Annotated in this window: 16 protein-coding genes; 9 read left to right on the top strand and 7 right to left on the bottom strand. The window is 68.6% G+C overall.

Features of this window, described 5'->3' with window-relative positions:
* Positions 1–107 precede the first annotated feature (107 nt).
* The gene (gene ppgK, locus OG395_RS22505) at positions 108–845 is read left to right on the top strand and encodes a polyphosphate--glucose phosphotransferase (RefSeq protein WP_327244566.1); all 738 of its coding nucleotides are present in this window, start codon (positions 108–110) and stop codon (positions 843–845) included.
* A 9-nt stretch (positions 846–854) separates the two neighbouring features.
* On the opposite strand, the gene OG395_RS22500 is transcribed toward ppgK, so the two are convergent.
* Positions 855–1445 carry a DUF6542 domain-containing protein gene (locus OG395_RS22500; RefSeq protein WP_376337646.1) on the bottom strand — a complete coding sequence of 197 codons (591 nt, stop codon included), beginning with the start codon at positions 1443–1445 and terminating at the stop codon, positions 855–857.
* Between the two features lie 194 nt (positions 1446–1639).
* Between OG395_RS22500 and ychF the strand changes: the two genes are divergently transcribed.
* Both ychF and OG395_RS22490 read left to right on the top strand, forming a co-directional pair.
* Positions 1640–2728, top strand: a complete 1089-nt coding sequence (ychF, locus tag OG395_RS22495; protein ID WP_266981985.1) for a redox-regulated ATPase YchF — start codon at positions 1640–1642, stop codon at positions 2726–2728.
* Between the two features lie 172 nt (positions 2729–2900).
* Positions 2901–4340, top strand: coding sequence for an ATP-binding protein (locus OG395_RS22490; protein WP_327244565.1), 1440 nt, complete (start codon positions 2901–2903; stop codon positions 4338–4340).
* A gap of 439 nt (positions 4341–4779) precedes the next feature.
* Here OG395_RS22490 and OG395_RS22485 read toward each other — a convergent pair whose 3' ends face one another.
* Positions 4780–4968 (bottom strand): hypothetical protein, encoded by a 189-nt coding sequence (locus OG395_RS22485; protein ID WP_176740223.1) that lies wholly within the window; start codon positions 4966–4968, stop codon positions 4780–4782.
* 151 nt (positions 4969–5119) lie between these two features.
* Positions 5120–6334: an IS110 family transposase gene (locus OG395_RS22480; protein WP_327244564.1), complete on the bottom strand. Its 1215-nt coding sequence runs from the start codon at positions 6332–6334 to the stop codon at positions 5120–5122.
* A gap of 825 nt (positions 6335–7159) precedes the next feature.
* Here OG395_RS22480 and OG395_RS22475 point away from each other — a divergent pair.
* The 4 genes from OG395_RS22475 to OG395_RS22455 all read left to right on the top strand — a co-directional run bounded on the left by OG395_RS22475 (position 7160) and on the right by OG395_RS22455 (position 9606).
* Positions 7160–7444: a hypothetical protein gene (locus OG395_RS22475; protein WP_055570483.1), complete on the top strand. Its 285-nt coding sequence runs from the start codon at positions 7160–7162 to the stop codon at positions 7442–7444.
* Positions 7426–7839, top strand: coding sequence for a PIN domain-containing protein (locus OG395_RS22470; RefSeq protein ID WP_327244563.1), 414 nt, complete (start codon positions 7426–7428; stop codon positions 7837–7839). Before OG395_RS22475 ends, OG395_RS22470 begins: the two co-directional genes overlap by 19 nt.
* A gap of 226 nt (positions 7840–8065) precedes the next feature.
* Positions 8066–8623, top strand: a complete 558-nt coding sequence (locus OG395_RS22460; protein ID WP_327244562.1) for a hypothetical protein — start codon at positions 8066–8068, stop codon at positions 8621–8623.
* Positions 8624–8787: 164 nt separating this feature from the next.
* Positions 8788–9606 carry a hypothetical protein gene (locus OG395_RS22455; RefSeq protein WP_327244561.1) on the top strand — a complete coding sequence of 273 codons (819 nt, stop codon included), beginning with the start codon at positions 8788–8790 and terminating at the stop codon, positions 9604–9606.
* A gap of 301 nt (positions 9607–9907) precedes the next feature.
* Here OG395_RS22455 and OG395_RS22450 read toward each other — a convergent pair whose 3' ends face one another.
* Positions 9908–10678: an AfsR/SARP family transcriptional regulator gene (locus OG395_RS22450; protein ID WP_327244560.1), complete on the bottom strand. Its 771-nt coding sequence runs from the start codon at positions 10676–10678 to the stop codon at positions 9908–9910.
* A 6-nt stretch (positions 10679–10684) separates the two neighbouring features.
* Here OG395_RS22450 and OG395_RS22445 point away from each other — a divergent pair, with 6 nt between their 5' ends.
* Positions 10685–11995: an ABC transporter ATP-binding protein gene (locus OG395_RS22445; RefSeq protein WP_327244559.1), complete on the top strand. Its 1311-nt coding sequence runs from the start codon at positions 10685–10687 to the stop codon at positions 11993–11995.
* Positions 11992–12474 (top strand): S26 family signal peptidase, encoded by a 483-nt coding sequence (locus tag OG395_RS22440; protein WP_327244558.1) that lies wholly within the window; start codon positions 11992–11994, stop codon positions 12472–12474. Before OG395_RS22445 ends, OG395_RS22440 begins: the two co-directional genes overlap by 4 nt.
* Before the next feature lie 212 nt (positions 12475–12686).
* On the opposite strand, the gene OG395_RS22435 is transcribed toward OG395_RS22440, so the two are convergent.
* From OG395_RS22435 to OG395_RS22425, 3 genes are all read right to left on the bottom strand, one after another.
* Positions 12687–13235: a carbonic anhydrase gene (locus OG395_RS22435; RefSeq protein ID WP_327244557.1), complete on the bottom strand. Its 549-nt coding sequence runs from the start codon at positions 13233–13235 to the stop codon at positions 12687–12689.
* A 465-nt stretch (positions 13236–13700) separates the two neighbouring features.
* Positions 13701–14687, bottom strand: a complete 987-nt coding sequence (locus OG395_RS22430; protein ID WP_327244556.1) for a hypothetical protein — start codon at positions 14685–14687, stop codon at positions 13701–13703.
* Positions 14687–15697, bottom strand: a complete 1011-nt coding sequence (locus OG395_RS22425) for a hypothetical protein (RefSeq protein ID WP_327244555.1) — start codon at positions 15695–15697, stop codon at positions 14687–14689. The genes OG395_RS22430 and OG395_RS22425 overlap by 1 nt, the downstream gene beginning before the upstream one ends.
* Between the last annotated feature and the right edge of the window lie 326 nt (positions 15698–16023).

Genomic DNA, 16023 nt, shown 5'->3' with positions numbered 1-16023 from the left:
CACATGGGTGGGGCGGCCTCTCATCCATGCATCACCCCCCCCCGGGGCGCGGGCCCGTGCCCCGGGAAGTGGGGCGCGGTGCGGCGCGGGCCCGTACCGTGGGTCGCATGCAGATCTTCGGCGTGGACATCGGCGGATCCGGGATCAAGGGTGCTCCCGTGGACCTGGACCGCGGAGACCTGGCGCAGGAGCGCCACAAAGTACTGACACCGCATCCGGCCACGCCCGAGGACGTGGCCGACAGCGTGGCCGAGGTGGTCGGCCACTTCGACTGGTCGGGACCGGTCGGCGTCACCTTCCCGGGCGTAGTCACCAGCGGTGTCACCCGCACAGCGGCCAATGTCGACAAGGGTTGGGTCGACACCGATGCCCGTACCCTCCTCAGCAACAAGCTGAGCCTTCCGGTGACCGTCCTCAACGACGCCGACGCGGCGGGAATCGCCGAGATGACGTTCGGCGCCGGGCGCGGCCGCAAGGGGACCGTGATCATGCTGACGTTCGGTACGGGGATCGGCAGCGCTGTCTTCATCGACGGGCACCTCGTGCCCAACACCGAGCTCGGCCATCTGGAGCTGAACGGACACGACGCCGAGAAGCACGCCTCCACGAAGGTCAAGGAGGACGAGGATCTGAGCTGGCACCACTGGGCGCACCGGGTGCAGAGGTACCTGACCCACGTGGAGATGCTGTTCTCGCCCGAGCTCTTCATCATCGGCGGCGGAGTCAGCCGCAAGGCGGACAAGTTCCTGCCGCTGATCGACCACGTACGGGCCGAGATGATCCCCGCGGAGCTGCAGAACAACGCGGGCATCGTCGGCGCGGCCATGGCCGCGGCAGGCAGCTGACCGGGGGAGCTAATCCTTCGGACGCCGGGTGGACCGCGCCGTCCGCGCGGCCAGCAGCATCCGCCGCCGGCGCTGCCGCATCAGCCGGATCTTGCGCACGGTGGCGATGAGCCCCGCGACGAGCGTGCCGCCGTACAGCCAGCCGGCATGGACGGCGAGCGCGGTGACGACCGCCATCGTCTGCCCGCCGAAGCCGCCCGTTCCGCCGGAGATCGGAATCACACCGACGGCGAACGCGATCGGCACACTGATCGGTGCGGTCACCAGATCCGCCGGCCGCACCCACAGTGCGGTCAGCGCGCTGACCGGCAGGAACAGCACCCCGTACACCACCGGCGAACCGTCGAACAGCAGCCAGTCGAGGCACGCCAGCGAGAACATGACGGCGGCGGCGAACAATCCGGCACCGATGCCGGTGAGCCGAGGACTGGGCAGTCGGCGCAGCGCGAGCACGGCGGGCGGCACCGGGCGTGCCCGGGGGCGGGGCGAGCCCACAGTCCGATAGACGGCGTCGGCCTCGTCGAGGGCGCCCTGCGGGGACAGCGGGGGCTGCTGAGGCGACTGCCGGTGCCGAGGGGGACGTGTTCTGGGCTGCTCCACCGGGACAACGTAGGTCGCGAAGCGGGAGGACAGAGGCGTTGGACACGCCCTTTGGGTGACCTTGGCGATGAGTTCGATGCCACATGGCCGAACGGGAACCGGATCGGCCCGGACCAGATCTGTGACTACCCGCTTGCCCCCGCCCGTAAACTGGAGAATCGGCCCATCCATCCTTACTGCAGGAAGTCGCCAACGTGTCGCTCACGATCGGAATCGTCGGTCTGCCGAATGTCGGCAAGTCGACCCTGTTCAACGCCCTGACCAAGAACGACGTGCTGGCGGCCAACTACCCGTTCGCCACGATCGAGCCGAACGTCGGTGTGGTCGGCGTCCCCGACGCGCGCCTGAGCAAGCTCGCGGAGATCTTCAACTCCCAGAAGCTGCTCCCGGCCACCGTCGACTTCGTGGACATCGCCGGCATCGTGCGCGGCGCGAGCGAGGGCGAGGGCCTCGGCAACAAGTTCCTTGCGAACATCCGCGAGTCCGACGCCATCTGCCAGGTCATCCGTGCCTTCAAGGACGAGAACGTCGTCCACGTCGACGGCAAGGTCTCGCCCAAGGACGACATCGAGACGATCAACACCGAGCTGATCCTCGCCGACCTCCAGTCCATCGAGAAGGCCGTCCCGCGCCTCACCAAGGAGTCCCGCCTCCAGAAGGAGAAGGTCGCGGTCCTCGCCACGGTCGAGGAGGCCCAGAAGATCCTGGAGTCCGGCCAGACCCTCTTCGCCGCGGGCATCACCGCAGGCACCGAGAAGGGCAAGCTCCTCCACGAGTTGCACCTCCTCACCACCAAGCCCTTCCTCTACGTCTTCAACGTCGACGAGGACGAGCTGGTCGACGAGGACTTCAAGAACGAACAGCGCGCCCTGGTCGCCCCCGCCGAGGCGATCTTCCTCAATGCGAAGATCGAGTCCGAGCTCATCGAACTCGACGACGACGAGGCCCTCGAACTCCTCCAGTCCATGGGCCAGGAAGAGCCCGGCCTGGCCACCCTCGGCCGCGTCGGCTTCGACACCCTGGGCCTCCAGACCTACCTCACGGCAGGTCCGAAGGAAACCCGCGCCTGGACGATCAAGAAGGGCGCCACGGCCCCCGAGGCGGCCGGTGTCATCCACACCGACTTCCAGAAGGGTTTCATCAAGGCGGAGATCATCTCCTTCGAGGACCTGGTCGAGACGGGCTCGGTCGCCGAGGCCCGCGCGAAGGGCAAGGCCCGCATGGAGGGCAAGGAGTACGTGATGCAGGACGGCGACGTGGTGGAGTTCCGCTTCAACGTGTAGCGGGCGCTGTATCGCCACGTCGCTGATCTGGCAAACATGCAGGTCGGAAGGGGTCCGACTCTTCGGAGTCGGGCCCCTGGTTTTTTTCCCGTTCGGTCCGTCAGCTCAGAGGTGAAGTAAGATTCAATCTACGTAAGAATCTATCTACGTTAATTGTCCTCAGGGGTGCGTCGTGGAGTTTCAAGGTCGGGCCGGAGATCTTGAGCTGCTGGCTGAGCAGTACCGGACAGTGGCAGAGGGGGTTGGAGCCACTCGGGGGCGGGCTGTGATCATGACGGGTCGGCGCCGAGTAGGGAAGTCGCGACTGGTCCAGGAGTTCTGCGACCGCTCGGGAGCGCCATACGTGGTGTTTCAGGCCACCCGTGGGCGCAACCCTGTGACGGAGCGCGCCGACTTTGCCGCGACGCTCGCGCAGTCGCTACTGCCTGGGGCGGAGCTGGTCGCCGGCCTCCAGGCGCAGGACTGGAACCAGGCCCTGCGCTCGCTGGCGCTCGCGGTACCCGATGACTCGCCCAGCATCGCGGTGATCGACGAGGTGCCCTGGCTGGTCGAGCAGGATCAGGAATTCGAGGGCGCACTCCAGACTGTCTGGGACCGTCACTTGTCCTCCAAGCCCGTGCTTCTGCTGCTGGTTGGCAGCGATACATCGGTGATGGAGGCACTGCAGTCGTACGGACGCCCATTCTTCGGTCGGGCAGCGAAAATGACCGTCCACCCCCTGAACCTGGCCGACGTACAGGCCATGACCGAACTCGACGCCGCAGGGGCCGTCGACGCCCAGTTGATCACTGGCGGATTCCCCGAGATCGTGCAGTCGTGGCGGCCGGGAATGGGGCGTACAGCCTTCTTGCAGGCGTCGGTCGCCAATCCTCTCTCGCCCCTGCTGGTGGCTGGCGAGCTGTCCCTGCTGGGCGAATTCCCCGAGGCTTCGCACTCACGGGCCGTGCTGGAAGCGGTTGGCAGCGGTGAGCGCACGTTCAGTGCAATCGCAGCCCAGGCCGGCGGCGCCAGCGCTCTGCCGTCCGGCACGCTCTCCCCGCTGCTGGCCACGCTGCAGGCCAAGCGAGTCCTGGCTGCTGATCTCCCCCTGTCGGTCAAGCCGGACAGCAAGAACAAGCGCTACCGGATCGCCGACCCGTATCTGCGGTTCTGGCTGGCGTTCCTGGCACGCGCGATCCCACTCATCGAGCGAGGCCGCGGTGACTTGGCACTGGAACGCATCGAGCGGTCATGGACCAGTTGGCGCGGGCGAGCGGTCGAGCCACTGATCCGCGAGTCCTTGCTGCGTCTGATGCCCAATGATGAGTGGCCCGAGACCGAGGCCATCGGCGGTTGGTGGAACCGTCAGAACAACCCCGAGATCGACCTCATCGGTGCAGACCGCGAGCCGGTGGCCCGGCAGGTGTCCTTCGTCGGGTCGGTCAAGTGGCTGGAGACCCAGCCCTTCGGCCGTCATGAGTACGACGCCTTGGTGCGCGACATGCTCGCCGTCCCCGGTACCGCCCCGGATACTCCACTGGTCGCGGTCTCCCGCTGTGGGGTGACCGATGATCTGCCGCTCACCGCGCACTGGGGGCCGGAGGACCTCGTACGGGCGTGGCAGCCCCGATAGCCGCGAAGTCCGGGATCTCTCACGTCGTGAGTGATCCGGCGGAGCCCCGCACAGGAGCATCGTCAGCAATGCGCTCCGACTCGCACCTTGCGAGATGAGCGCAGCGACGAGGTCTACCTCGGCCGGATCGGCCCCACTGCCTCAACACTCATACCTTGAGGACCGTCGGCACCAGAACGCGCCCTCTATGCGCTCTGGTCACGGCCGGTGTGCCCCTCCCGGGCAGGCCCACACTCCCCAGCGAAGGAGGCCGCGGGCACGGGTCATGGCGACGAGGAGCTGACTGCGCGCGAGTTGCGGGCGTCCGGTCTCCGCTTCCACGGGACCGGGGGCGCGGGAGGCAGACCTGGGTCCGTACCTCAGATCCCTCGGTGTCGATCCGTCGGCAGGCCGTGGCGTGGCGGGGCGATGCCCACGGCAGTCCCGGCCGTGGTGGTGGCTACGGCGTGGGGATGATGCCTCCGTCCAGCGCGCCGTGGCGGATGCGCCGTGTCAGGGCGAGCTGTTCGCGCAGCAGGCGCTCGTGTTCGTCCAGCTGTGTCATCGTGTCGGCGATCGCCTGCTGGGTTGCGAGGTCGGGCAATACCACGGGCAGATCGCCGAGTACGCCGAGGGAGATGGTCTTCATCTTCATGCTCCCCGTGGAGTGGGTTTCCAGCCACGTCCGTGCCTCCGGACCGCGCAGGTACGCGGCGAAGTAGTCGGCGTCGAGTCCGGCGGGGGGGCCTCTATGTCCTTCGTCAAGTTCGTGCTGCCGGTTTTGAGGGTTTTCATCCTGGTCATGCGGCGAGGGTGACGGTGGGGGTTCGGGACTCGTAGAAGGTGCCGTCTCGGAGCATGGCGAACAGGACGCTGGTGCGTTGGCGGGCGAGGCGGAGGAGGGCCTGGGTGTGGGTTTTGCCGCGGGCGTGTTGCTTGTCGTAGTAGGTGCGGGAGGCGGGATCGGCGTTCATGCAGGCGAAGGCGGAGAGGAACATGGCGCGTTTGAGTTGCCGGTTGCCGCCTCGGGGTGCGTGCTCGCCGTGGATCGATGTGCCGGACGATTTCGTGGTGGGGGCGAGGCCGGCGTAGGAGGCGAGGTGGGCGGCGGTGGGGAAGTTGGTGCCGTCTCCGACGGTGACCAGCAGGACGGCGGCGGTCCTGACGCCGACGCCGGGCATCGACGTCAGGACCGGGGAAAGAGGGTGAGCCTCCAGCAGGGTGTTGATCTGGGCTTTTAGAGCCCGGCGCTGTTCCTGGACGGCCGCGAGCGAGCGGGCCAGGGAGGGAACGACGATGTCGAGGGTGCCGGTCCCTGGCACGACGACGGTCTGCTCGTCGAGCGCGTCGAAGACGTCGTCGATCAGCCGAGTGGCCATGCGCGGGGCCTTGGGCCGGACGAGTTCGACGAGGCGGCGGCGTCCGGCCTTTCGCAGTGCGGCCGGGGATCCGTGGCGTTCAAGAAGCCAGGTGACGGCCTGGTGGTCGAGACGGGGGCCCAGGACACGCTCCAGGCTTGGGTGGAACTGGGTGAGCAGGCCGCGTATCCGGTTGGACGTGCGGGTGGCCTCGGCGGCCAGGTCCTGGTCGAAGCCGACGAGCACGGTCAGTTCGGCGGTGATCTCGTCGGTCAGTTCCAGAGAGCGCAGGGTGTGCGGCAGGGTGCGGGCCGCGTCCGCGATCACCGCCGCGTCACGAGCGTCGGTCTTCGCCTCGCCCGGATAAAGGTCGGCGATCCGGCGCATTGCCAGGCCGGGCAGGTAGGCGACCTTGCAGCCCGCGTCGCGGGCCACGGCCAGCGGGAGGGCGCCGATCGAGGCGGGCTGGTCCACGATCACCAGGACGGTGCCGAACTTCGCGGTCAGCTTGTCGAACGCGGCCCGCAGCCTCGGCTCGCTGTTGGGCAGCTGCTTGTCGAGGACCTTCTTCCCGGCCGGGGTGAGTCCGTGGCCGTGATGAGCACTCTTGCCGACGTCCAGGCCGAGGAACACACCCACGTCTTCGGTATCGAACATCGCGCCCCTCCAGGCGAGTTGAACGTGCCGGCCTCGGCAGTGGTGTCGTACGCGCGCATCCACGTTATGCAGACCTGCCGCCCGCGAGCTGTCCGGCATTGCGCCGGACCGGGCAGTGGCCGGACCTCTCATCAGCGTCTCCGACGGCACCTCCCGGGCCCGGTGACACCACCCCCCAGGTCATCTGTTCGACAGGGGGACACAGTCATGCCGGGCCCGGAGGCCAGCGGCCCTCTTGCAGGACCGCGAAGAACATAACGGGGGAGCGGTCGCTCACCTGCGCGGTCTCGTCGACGGCCTGGCCGGTGTGGCATGGATTTCTGTGCCTCGGCACGGCCGGCGCGAGTCCGCAGACAGTCCGCAGGACACCCGTAAATGCCCGTCGGAAGCCAACGCATCCCAACGGGGAATTGCCTGGTCAGAGCCGTGATCGATGCTCCGCCGCAGGTCAGATCCAGCCCCGATATGTTCCGCTTCAACGTGTAGCGGGCGCTGTATCGCCACGTCGCTGATCTGGCAAACATGCAGGTCGGAAGGGGTCCGACTCTTCGGAGTCGGGCCCCTGGTTTTTTCCCGTGCTGGGATGGTGCTGGGAAACCTGACCCCTCGTCACCTGTCATCATCCCTGCTCATCCCTGCCGTGCTGGGATCGTGCTGGGACGGCGGCCGGCTCCCGTGCTGAGTCGCGGACCGTGCGGTGCGCGACGAGAGGAGGGTGGGCGGGGCGGGCGACTCTTCCCCGGCCCTTCCCCGGGTGGCTCCCCGCGCGGGTGGCGGGAGGGTGGGCCGTCGCGCTTTTCCTACTCGTTTGACACACTGGGGGGTATGGCTGAGACGACGTACAGCATCGGGGAAGGGCCGGCGACGCGGGTGAGCCTGTCGCTGCCGGAGGGGACCGCGGAGGCGATCCGGGCGCGGGTGGGCAAGCGGGAGTTCTCCGCATTCATCGCCGCGGCGGTTGAGCGTGAGCTGCGCGGTCAGGTGCTGGACGAGTACCTGGCGGACTACGAGAACCGGAAGGGGCCGGTCTCCGAGCAGGCCCGTCAGCGGGCACGGCAGGTCTTCGACGAGGTGTTCGCCGAGGAGGCCGAGTGGCCCGCCGCAAGCTGAGTCACGAGGGGACGCTGGTCCTCGACAGCGAGGGGCTCTCGAAGCTGCTCGCCGACGACGAGCAGGTGGTTGCTCTGGTTGCTGAGGCGCGCTCGCGCGGTATGGAGGTCGTGATCAGTGCGCTCACCATCATCGAGGTCGTCCACGCCCGTACGAACAAGTCTCGCCTGAACTGGGTGCTCTCCGGACTGCGCGTAGTCCCGGTGGGCGACGAGGAGGTGAGGGCGGCCTCGAAACTGCTGATGGATGCCGGCTTGCACGGGCACAAGTACGCGATCGATGCGGCGGTCGCCGAGGCCGCGCTGCGACAGCACCGCCCTGTGGTCATGTTGACCTCCGATATCGACGACATGACGAAGCTCTGCGGCGATCGCGCCCGGCTCGTGGCGGTGTGATCTCCTGCGGTCGAGGGCGGCGCGGGCGGATCGGGCCGGATCCAGCGCGGCCAACGGCGAGGACGCGGGTGCCAGCCAGGTCGGGGTCCTCGCCGATGGCCTGGGTGGCGGCCAGGCCGTCCGTGCCGGGCTGCGGATGTCCATGAGGACGATGTCGGGCTGTTGGGCGCGGGCGAGTTCGACGGCTTCGCGCCTGTCGGCGGCCTCGCCGACCACCTCGTTGCTGGTGCCCGAAGGCGTTGCCACCGACAACGACGTCACCGTTTCCGATGTCTGGGACTACCTCGCGCACGACGAGTGGGAAGTGGCGCTCGGCCTGCTCGAGGAACTGGGTGACGGATGGACGGCACCGAAGGGTTTCTGGGAGCAGCTGGAACGCGTGGCGGTGATGCTGGGGCTCGAACGGAGCAGGGAGTGGTGCCGGTGGCGGGGTACCGAGACACGAGTGGGCGTCATCCGGGCTGATCTCGTGCTCCTCCCGGCCGGTGAGACGTTCCGGCGTACTCCGATCCCCGGAGCTGGGGTGCTGCGGCCGATGTGGGACATCGGCCACCGGAGGGAGGACGGGGCATCCGACCTGGACATCGCCCGCGTGTGGGTCGAGTTCGCTCCCGACCTTGCGCCCGGCGCTCGGGCTCCAGTGCGCCGCCTGCCCCTGACACCCGCGCGGTGGAGGCACCTCGTCCCTGGCGACCGGATCACGCTGTACGAGACTGCGGTGGCCGGCGGGACGGCGTCGATCCTGGAGGCACACCCTCCAGAGGATGGGGAGAATGTGAGATGACTCGTACGACGCCTGCCCGGCCGGTGGACGTGGAGGCCGTATTTCCGGAGTTGAGTGGGCACGCCTTGACGACCGCTCGTCTTCACCCGAGGCGGGGGAACCCTTCCATCCATGACAGCTCGGTCGGCGGGCCGTTGCTGTGGCCGGAGGATGAGCCTTGGCCCGTGTGTGCTGAGGTGCATCGCAAGGACCGGGGAGAGCTGCTGGCCCATGTACGCGAAGCGCGGCGCATGCGTGATGACTTCCGTCGACGTGGAACGGATCCCGATGACGAAGAACGCGAACGCTGGGAGGCGTTGGAGAAGCGGGGGCGGTACGCGCCCGACGTCCGGCCTGAGGATCCGATTCCGCTGCTCGCGGTGGGGCAGTTCTACGCTCGTGGCATTCCGGGTCTGGAAGCGCCCTCCGGGTGCGATCTGCTGCAGGTGCTGTGGTGTCCCTTCGAACGGCACGACGGTCATCAGGTCCATCTGCGGCTGGTCTGGCGATCTACGGCTGATGTGAGCAAGCCTTTGGCGACGCTGCCGGAGTTTCCGGTGGTCGGCCGTGAGGGCTATGTGCCGTCGCCGTGTGTCGTGCATCCGGAGACCGTGCGCGAGTATCAGTACGTCGAGCTGCTGCCGGCGGATCTGCAGGCGAAGGTGGATCGATGGACGAACTGGGATGACGAGGATGCCCCGGATTACCAGTCGGATCTTTCCGTTGCGCCAGGCTGGAAGATCGGCGGGTTCGTCGCGTGGAACGTGACCGGGCCGGGGGAGGTGCCCGCGCACTGCGGCCGGTCGATGCGGCTGTTGCTCACTGTCGCCACCCATGAATGGGACGGCGGGAATCGCAGCTGGGTGCCGGTTGAGGATCAGCGAAGTGTCGGGATCAGGGGGGCGAACATCCCCACCGATATTTCAGTTTCGCGTTGGGGGAAGATGTACGTTTTCGTCTGCGCCGAAGACGCGTCCCACCCTCATTGGATCATGACTCAGTAATGCTGCTTTCGGCCGTCGGAGGCCAACGCATGCCAACGGAGAAACCCATGGTCAGAACCCTGGATGGGGCTCCGCCGCAGGTCAGGATCGGCGGGCAGACATTCCGCTCCGACGTGTAGCGGGTGACATGGCACCACATCGCTGATCTGGTAAACATACAGGTCAGAAAGGGCCCGGCTCTTCGGAGTCGGGCCCTGGTTTTTCCCGTACTGGGATGGTGCTGGGAAATCTGATTCCTCGTCACTCGTCATCGCCCCTGCCCACCACTACCGTGCCGGGTTGGTGGGGATGCTGCGGTGCATCACGCGGCGCCCAGGGCGCCACAGCGGAAGATGCGACGGTCCATGGGATTGCCCCGCAGGATCGCCTCGCGCAGATCCTGCAGCTCGCGGCTCAGATCCAACCCCAGCCGCGCGGTCATTCGTGCTCGCGCCGAGGACAGCACTCGCAGCGCATCCGCGCGACGGCCGCACTCGTAGAGCGTGGCCGCACGGAAGGCCAAGAGCATCTCGTGTTCCGGGTGGTCCTCGGTGAGCCGCGCAAGCTCCGCGGCAAGCGACCAGTAGTTACGCAGCTTGAACTCCGCCGCGACACGCAGCAGTTGTGCCGAGATCAGCAGTTCGTCGAAAGCGGTACCGACACCTCGGCGTGTCCGCTCGGATGCGACGTCCTCCAGCACCGCCCCCCGCCACTCGGCCAGGGCGGACGAGGCGAGTCGTGAAACCTCCTGCGGCTCGGTGCCCTGCTGAGCCCGGTTGACCAGCTGAGTGAAGCGGTGCAGATCCACCAGCTGCGGATCGCCGGTCAGGGCGTACGTCGAGCCGCTCCGCACCAGCCGCACCGACCCGTCGCACCCGCCCTGGCGAAGGCTCGCCCGCAGCCGGCAGACATGCACATACAAATCGGTCCGGGACGGCGGTCGTTCGTCCTCGTCCGACAGCAGATCGATCAGCCGGTCCATCGGGAGCGGCCGGCCCATCTCCAGCAGGAGTAAACCCAGCAGCAGACGCTCGCGGCGGCGACCGATGGCTCTGGGGCGTCCGTCGACGGACCACTCAACTCTGCCGAGCACTCGAAAATGCGACCCCGTGGCAAGCATGGCGGCCTCTTCGCCCACCTGGCCAACAGCCGCCATCGCGCGGACATGTTCTGGCGCACCAGCAACCTCGCCCGCCGCCAGATCTTCTACCGAGGGCTCCTCACCGACACCCAAGCGGCGAAAGAGATCCGCCTCTACGGCCTCGGCGGCTACTTCGCGCAGCGCATGCGTACCGATCTCGACAGCATCAACCAGCAGGAGGAACGCCTCGATCGCCGCCTCGCCACCCACGAGACGGCCCTCGCTGTCCTCGGAGCCGGCGTCTCCACCGGCGCACTCGTCTGGGGCGTGCACCAGGCAGCCACCCACGCCCTCACCGCCGGTGACGTGTCCCTCCTCGTCGCCGCCCTCGCCGGCATGCAGACGGCACTCGTCAGCCTGGTGGGGTGCATCGCCCAAAGCCACCAGACGGCCCTGCTGTTCAGCCACTACCTGCATGTCACCCAGGTCCGGGACGACCTCCCCGCCCCGGCCGTCCCGATCGCCCCACCGTCCCTGAGCCACGGCGTCGAACTCCGGGACGTCTGGTTCCGTTACACCGACGACGGACCGTGGATCCTCCGCGGAATCAGCCTGACCATCCCGCACGGCACCAGCCTGGCCATCGTCGGTCTCAACGGGGCCGGCAAGAGCACCCTTGTCAAACTGCTGTGCCGCCTCTACGACCCGCAGCGGGGCAGCATCCACTGGGACGGCATCGACCTCAGGGACTTCCCTGCGGACCAGCTGCGCCGGCGAGTCAGCGTCGTCTTCCAGGACCCGATGGAGTACGACCTCACCGCGGGGGAGAACATCGGTCTCGGTGACCTCGGCTCTCTCCACGACCATGGGCGCATCCACGCCGCCGCCGCCGACGCGGACATCCACACCGCCCTCGCCCGCCTCCCACAGGGGTACGACACCATGCTCAGCCGGATGTTCTTCCCCGACGACACCGAAGACACCAGCCCTGGTGTCCAGCTGTCGGGCGGCCAGTGGCAGCGCCTCGCGCTCGCCCGGGCCCTGATGCGTTCCGAACGGGATCTCATGATCCTCGACGAACCCAGCACCGGCCTCGACGCGGTCGCCGAACACCACGTCCACGACCGGCTCACCTCACTGCGCCAGGGCGCGACGAGCATCCTCGTCTCCCACCGCCTCAACACCGTCCGCGCCGCAGACGCCATCGTCGTCATCGCCGACGGAACCGTGCAGGAGACAGGCACCCACGAACAGCTCATGACTGCCCACGGCACCCATGCCGAGCTCTTCACCACCCAAGCCGAAGGCTACGAGGAGACCGTCCGGTGACCGCCGCAGCCCCGGTGCTCCTCGCCCTCGCAGGACTCCTCGTCCTCGTCGCAGCCCTGTTGCTGGCGCGTGGGCGGCTGGTGGCTGTGACCGTCCGCGGACACAGCATGTCGCCGACCCTCATGCCCGGCGACCGGGTCCTCATGCTCCGTGGAAGACGCCGTGTCGCCACGGGCCGGGTGGCCGTCGTCGTCGCACCCCACCCCGAGCACGGCTGGCACTCCCCCACGGGCACCACGCCCGACTCGTGGTACGTCAAACGCATCGTCGCCGTCGCCGGAGAGCCCGTACCGCAATGGGCCGGCCGATGCCCCGGTACCCACGTGCCGCCGGGCATGCTCGTCCTCCTGGGCGAGAAGCCGGGCTCGATGGACTCCAAACAGTTGGGCTACTGCCCCGAGGACAAGCTCATCGGAACTGTCCTGCTCCGCCTGCGGGCCGCTGCGGATTCCGGTGCACCTTCTTCGCTTCCTTCTTGAGGCCGGGACGTACCGTGCTGGGACGGTGCTGGGATGGCCCGCGTCGGAACGACATCCGTGCAGGTGGCAGCTCTGTGCTCGGCATTCTGGTTCAACGTGTGACCGGTTCGGCACCGCACGTCCGATGTGCAGGTCGGAAAGGGGCGGGCTCAGTTGAGCCCGGCCCTTTCCGTGTTCCGTGCTGACGTGGTGCTGACATTCATGTCCGCCGGTCAGGAAGGCGCGCCGGCCAGGACGTCCACCTTGCCGGTATCGAGCGAGTAGTAGGCGCCGACCACGGCAAGCGCGCCTTTTGCCACGAGTGGGGCGAGGTCCTGGTTGGAGCGCAGGTCGGCCGCGGTCAGCGTGACCTGGGCGCGGGCCATGGTCTCGACCGGGTCGGCGCCCCCCTCCCGGACTGCCTGCTCGTACGCCGGCCGCAGCGCCCTGGCGATCGCCTCCAGGTTTCCTGGCAGCGGTTTGCCGTCACGGATGGACTTGTACGCCGCTCCGACGGCGCCGCACCGCTGATGCCCGAGGACGACGATGAGCGGAGTGCCACTCGTCATGGGCCCGTACTCCACGGAACCCGTGACCACGGGGCCGACCGCCTCCCCACCGGTGCGCATCACGTAAAGGTCACCCAGCCCGGTGTCGAAGAGGAGTTCGGGCGGCACCCGGGAGTCGATGCACGAGAGGATCGCCCCGAAGGGTTCCTGCGCCTGGGCCACGAGCTGGCGCCGGTCCGGATCCCGGTCGGGATGTCGAAGTTCTCCGCTCACCCAGCGCTCATTGCCGTCCATCAGTCTTGCGAATGCCGCGGCGGGTGTGGTCGGCCGCGCTTGCGGCGAAGCGCTGGTCGCCGACGGGGCGGCGCTCGTCGATGAGCACCCCGCAAGCGCGACCGTGGCGACCACAATTCCGCCGGCGAGCAGAGCTCTGCGATCCGGATGTCCCGTTCTGTCCATCGGTCGTTCCCCTCACTCCGCTGAGACCCGTCCGTCCGTCTTGACCAGGGCGATTGTTCAGCGCGGCGCGGGAACCCGACGGCAGGCGCAAGCGGGCGTCGGTCGCTTTGCCACCGACGGCCCACAGAACCGGGCCGGGCGGCTTCTTGAGTGCCTGATGTGCGAGGCGGGCCTGCACAGTGTGAACCCATGCCGGCCCCGATTCTCAGCAGGCGCCGGTTCCGACAGACAGGCGGGGGCGCAGTTCCGCATACGGTGAGCAGGGCGGCACGGCCCGGCTCACCGTCCGTGCGGGGAAGCGGGTCCGGCCGCGGCCGAGTCGAGCATGTAGTGCATGACGGCGACGGGCAGCGCCGGGTTCTGGGCCGCGGACTCCGCCGTGGCCGTGTCCCGCAGCAGCCGGATCAGGGTGCGGGCCGGCAGGCGCGGGTGGGTCGCGGCCGCGTGCCGGACCGATCTCCGTGGGTCGTTGAGGAGTCGTACCGCGGAGACGGGTGACAGGCGTGGGTCGGTCGCGGCCCGGTGGCGTACCTCCTCATGGGTGTCCCGGCTGAAGCGTTCCACCAGGTCGGCCTTGGAATCCGAGTCGTCCAGGGCCAGTTGGCGCATGCGCGGGTGCGGGTTCTCGGCGTACCGGAGGAGGTCGCTGCGGGGAAAATTCGGGTGGCCGCGCGGGCGGTCGGGGTACGAGAAGCTGCCGGACCACCACTGCCACACCTCCAGGAGCAGCTCGGCGGGTGCGTCGTCGCAGGACTCGGCGAGGAAGAGACGTACGACGCGGTCCTCGTCCCGGGCGAGGAGTTCGACGACGTCCGGCGGCAGGTGCCTGGCGCGGGCGGCTCCGCGGCGCAGCAGCAGATGGGACGAGGCGGCGCAGCGGCGCATGGCCGCCGGGTCGTCGTGGAGCGCGGCGATCCAGGGAAGTTCACGGCGCATGACGTGCGGGTCGATGTCGATGCGAACGGACGCCCGCTGTTTCTCGCTGAGCTCAGGACGTACGGAGACGGCGAGACGCACCTCGTCGTCCGGGTCGTCGGCGAGGGCGGCGACGAGTTCCGGCTTCAGGTGCGGGTTGCGGGCGAGGGCGCGACGGCGGGCCGGGTCCTCGTGCACGGAGAGTTGTGCGGCCAGTTCGTCGTCCAGGCAGTACGTCTCGGCCGCGTGATCGCCGTACGGCAGTGCGTCGTAGACCGACCGGGGCATCGGCTGGTCCTCGTAGTGCCGGAACAGCGCTGCCGTGCGCACACCCCTGTCGGGGTCGGCCATCAGGCCGTCCCGTGCCCGAGCATCCAGGCGCGCGGGACGGCCTCGGCCCGCACGCGGGGATCGGGGTCGGCCACGAGTGCGGTGAGCAGCTGTACGGGCAGACCGGGGAGGCGGGCGGCCTCTGCGCGGGCACTCGGTTCGGCGGCGGTGGCGAGCTGTTCGTACCCCGCGCCGGTGAGTTGGGCGTGCTTGTCCGCGGCGAGTTCGGCGAGGAGGTGGCGGCGTGCGCTGCTGGGTTCGTTCAGCACGAGCCGGGTCCACTGTTCCGGTGTCAGGTCCGGTTGGCACTCAGCTGTCCGACTCCGTACCTTCCACTCGGGGTGGGCCACGGCCGCATCGACGACCGCTGTCGGCAGCTTGCGCCAGAGGAGGTGCGGGGCCGTTTCGAGCAGCCGCAGGAGTACGTCCTCGGGTGAGGTCCGGTTGTGCTGCAGTCCGTCGATCCACGCCGCGCGCAGTCGCTCGGGCGGTCCGGGCTGCCGGAGGAACGCCTTCCAGGCGGCCTCGTACTCCTCCGGGGTCTCCTGCGCCTCCTCCGCCGCCTCTTCCTCCAGCCGTGCCTTCACGTCGGCGACCGCCATGAGCCAGATCTCGTGCTCCTCGGAGGTCGCTCCCAGCAGGGTGTCGCCGCCCATGGAGAGTGTGACGAACTCCGGGTGCCCCGGGCGGTCCGCCAACACCCCGGCCAGGTCCCACTGTTCGGTCAGCCGCACCCGGGTCCACCGGCTCGGTCCGCAGTCGCAGTCGGTTCCGGCGGCGGCATGAATGAGGAACACGCCGTCCCCGCCGATCACCCCGTGCTCGACCGCGAGCCGGTGCCACTGTGCGTTCAGTTCGGTGACGAGGTCGGGGCGGTCCTGCGGTACAGCGATGGTCGGCACCGCATCGAACGCCGCGAGGGGGTGCCAGGCGGCCGACGGCGGAAGCACGTCCTCGGCCCACCCGTCACCCATGATGTCCAGCCCGGCTCGCTGCAGTAGCTCCACGCGGCTGTTCCTGCAGTCCGTCATGGTGCCCATCCTGCCGGAGCGGGCCCCACACCACGTCGGCGACGGGTGCAGGGGATGCGGCGCCACGTCGTGGCGAGGACGGCGAGCATGCCCTGTCGGCCATGTCGAACTCGACCGCTGCGTCGAGCTGGTTCGATGACGTGCGTGACCGGACGATCAGTCCGTCGGGCACCCGGGCGACCCTGACGATGCCGCACGCGAACGGCTTCCCGGTGGCGCCCCAAGCAGGACCTCGCCGATGCGATTGCGGGCGCCGGAGCCACGACGGGCGGCGCGCCCCGACAGGTGGCAGGGATTGTCTTCGACCGCCTGCGCCCCGGCCGCGC

This window comes from Streptomyces sp. NBC_01320 (assembly GCF_035974375.1).
GTDB lineage: Bacteria > Actinomycetota > Actinomycetes > Streptomycetales > Streptomycetaceae > Streptomyces > Streptomyces yanii.
Note: the sequence above shows the minus strand (reverse complement) of the source record. Positions and strands in the feature narration are given on the sequence as shown.

Excerpts from the sequence above, each read along its gene's own strand:
- OG395_RS22485 (WP_176740223.1), bottom strand. The coding sequence starts at position 4,968 with ATGAAGACCATCTCCCTCGGCGTACTCGGCGATCTGCCCGTGGTATTG.
- OG395_RS22425 (WP_327244555.1), bottom strand. The coding sequence starts at position 15,697 with ATGACGGACTGCAGGAACAGCCGCGTGGAGCTACTGCAGCGAGCCGGG.
- ppgK (WP_327244566.1), top strand. The coding sequence starts at position 108 with ATGCAGATCTTCGGCGTGGACATCGGCGGATCCGGGATCAAGGGTGCT.
- OG395_RS22480 (WP_327244564.1), bottom strand. The coding sequence starts at position 6,334 with ATGTTCGATACCGAAGACGTGGGTGTGTTCCTCGGCCTGGACGTCGGC.
- OG395_RS22475 (WP_055570483.1), top strand. The coding sequence starts at position 7,160 with ATGGCTGAGACGACGTACAGCATCGGGGAAGGGCCGGCGACGCGGGTG.
- OG395_RS22445 (WP_327244559.1), top strand. The coding sequence starts at position 10,685 with ATGCGACCCCGTGGCAAGCATGGCGGCCTCTTCGCCCACCTGGCCAAC.
- OG395_RS22430 (WP_327244556.1), bottom strand. The coding sequence starts at position 14,687 with ATGGCCGACCCCGACAGGGGTGTGCGCACGGCAGCGCTGTTCCGGCAC.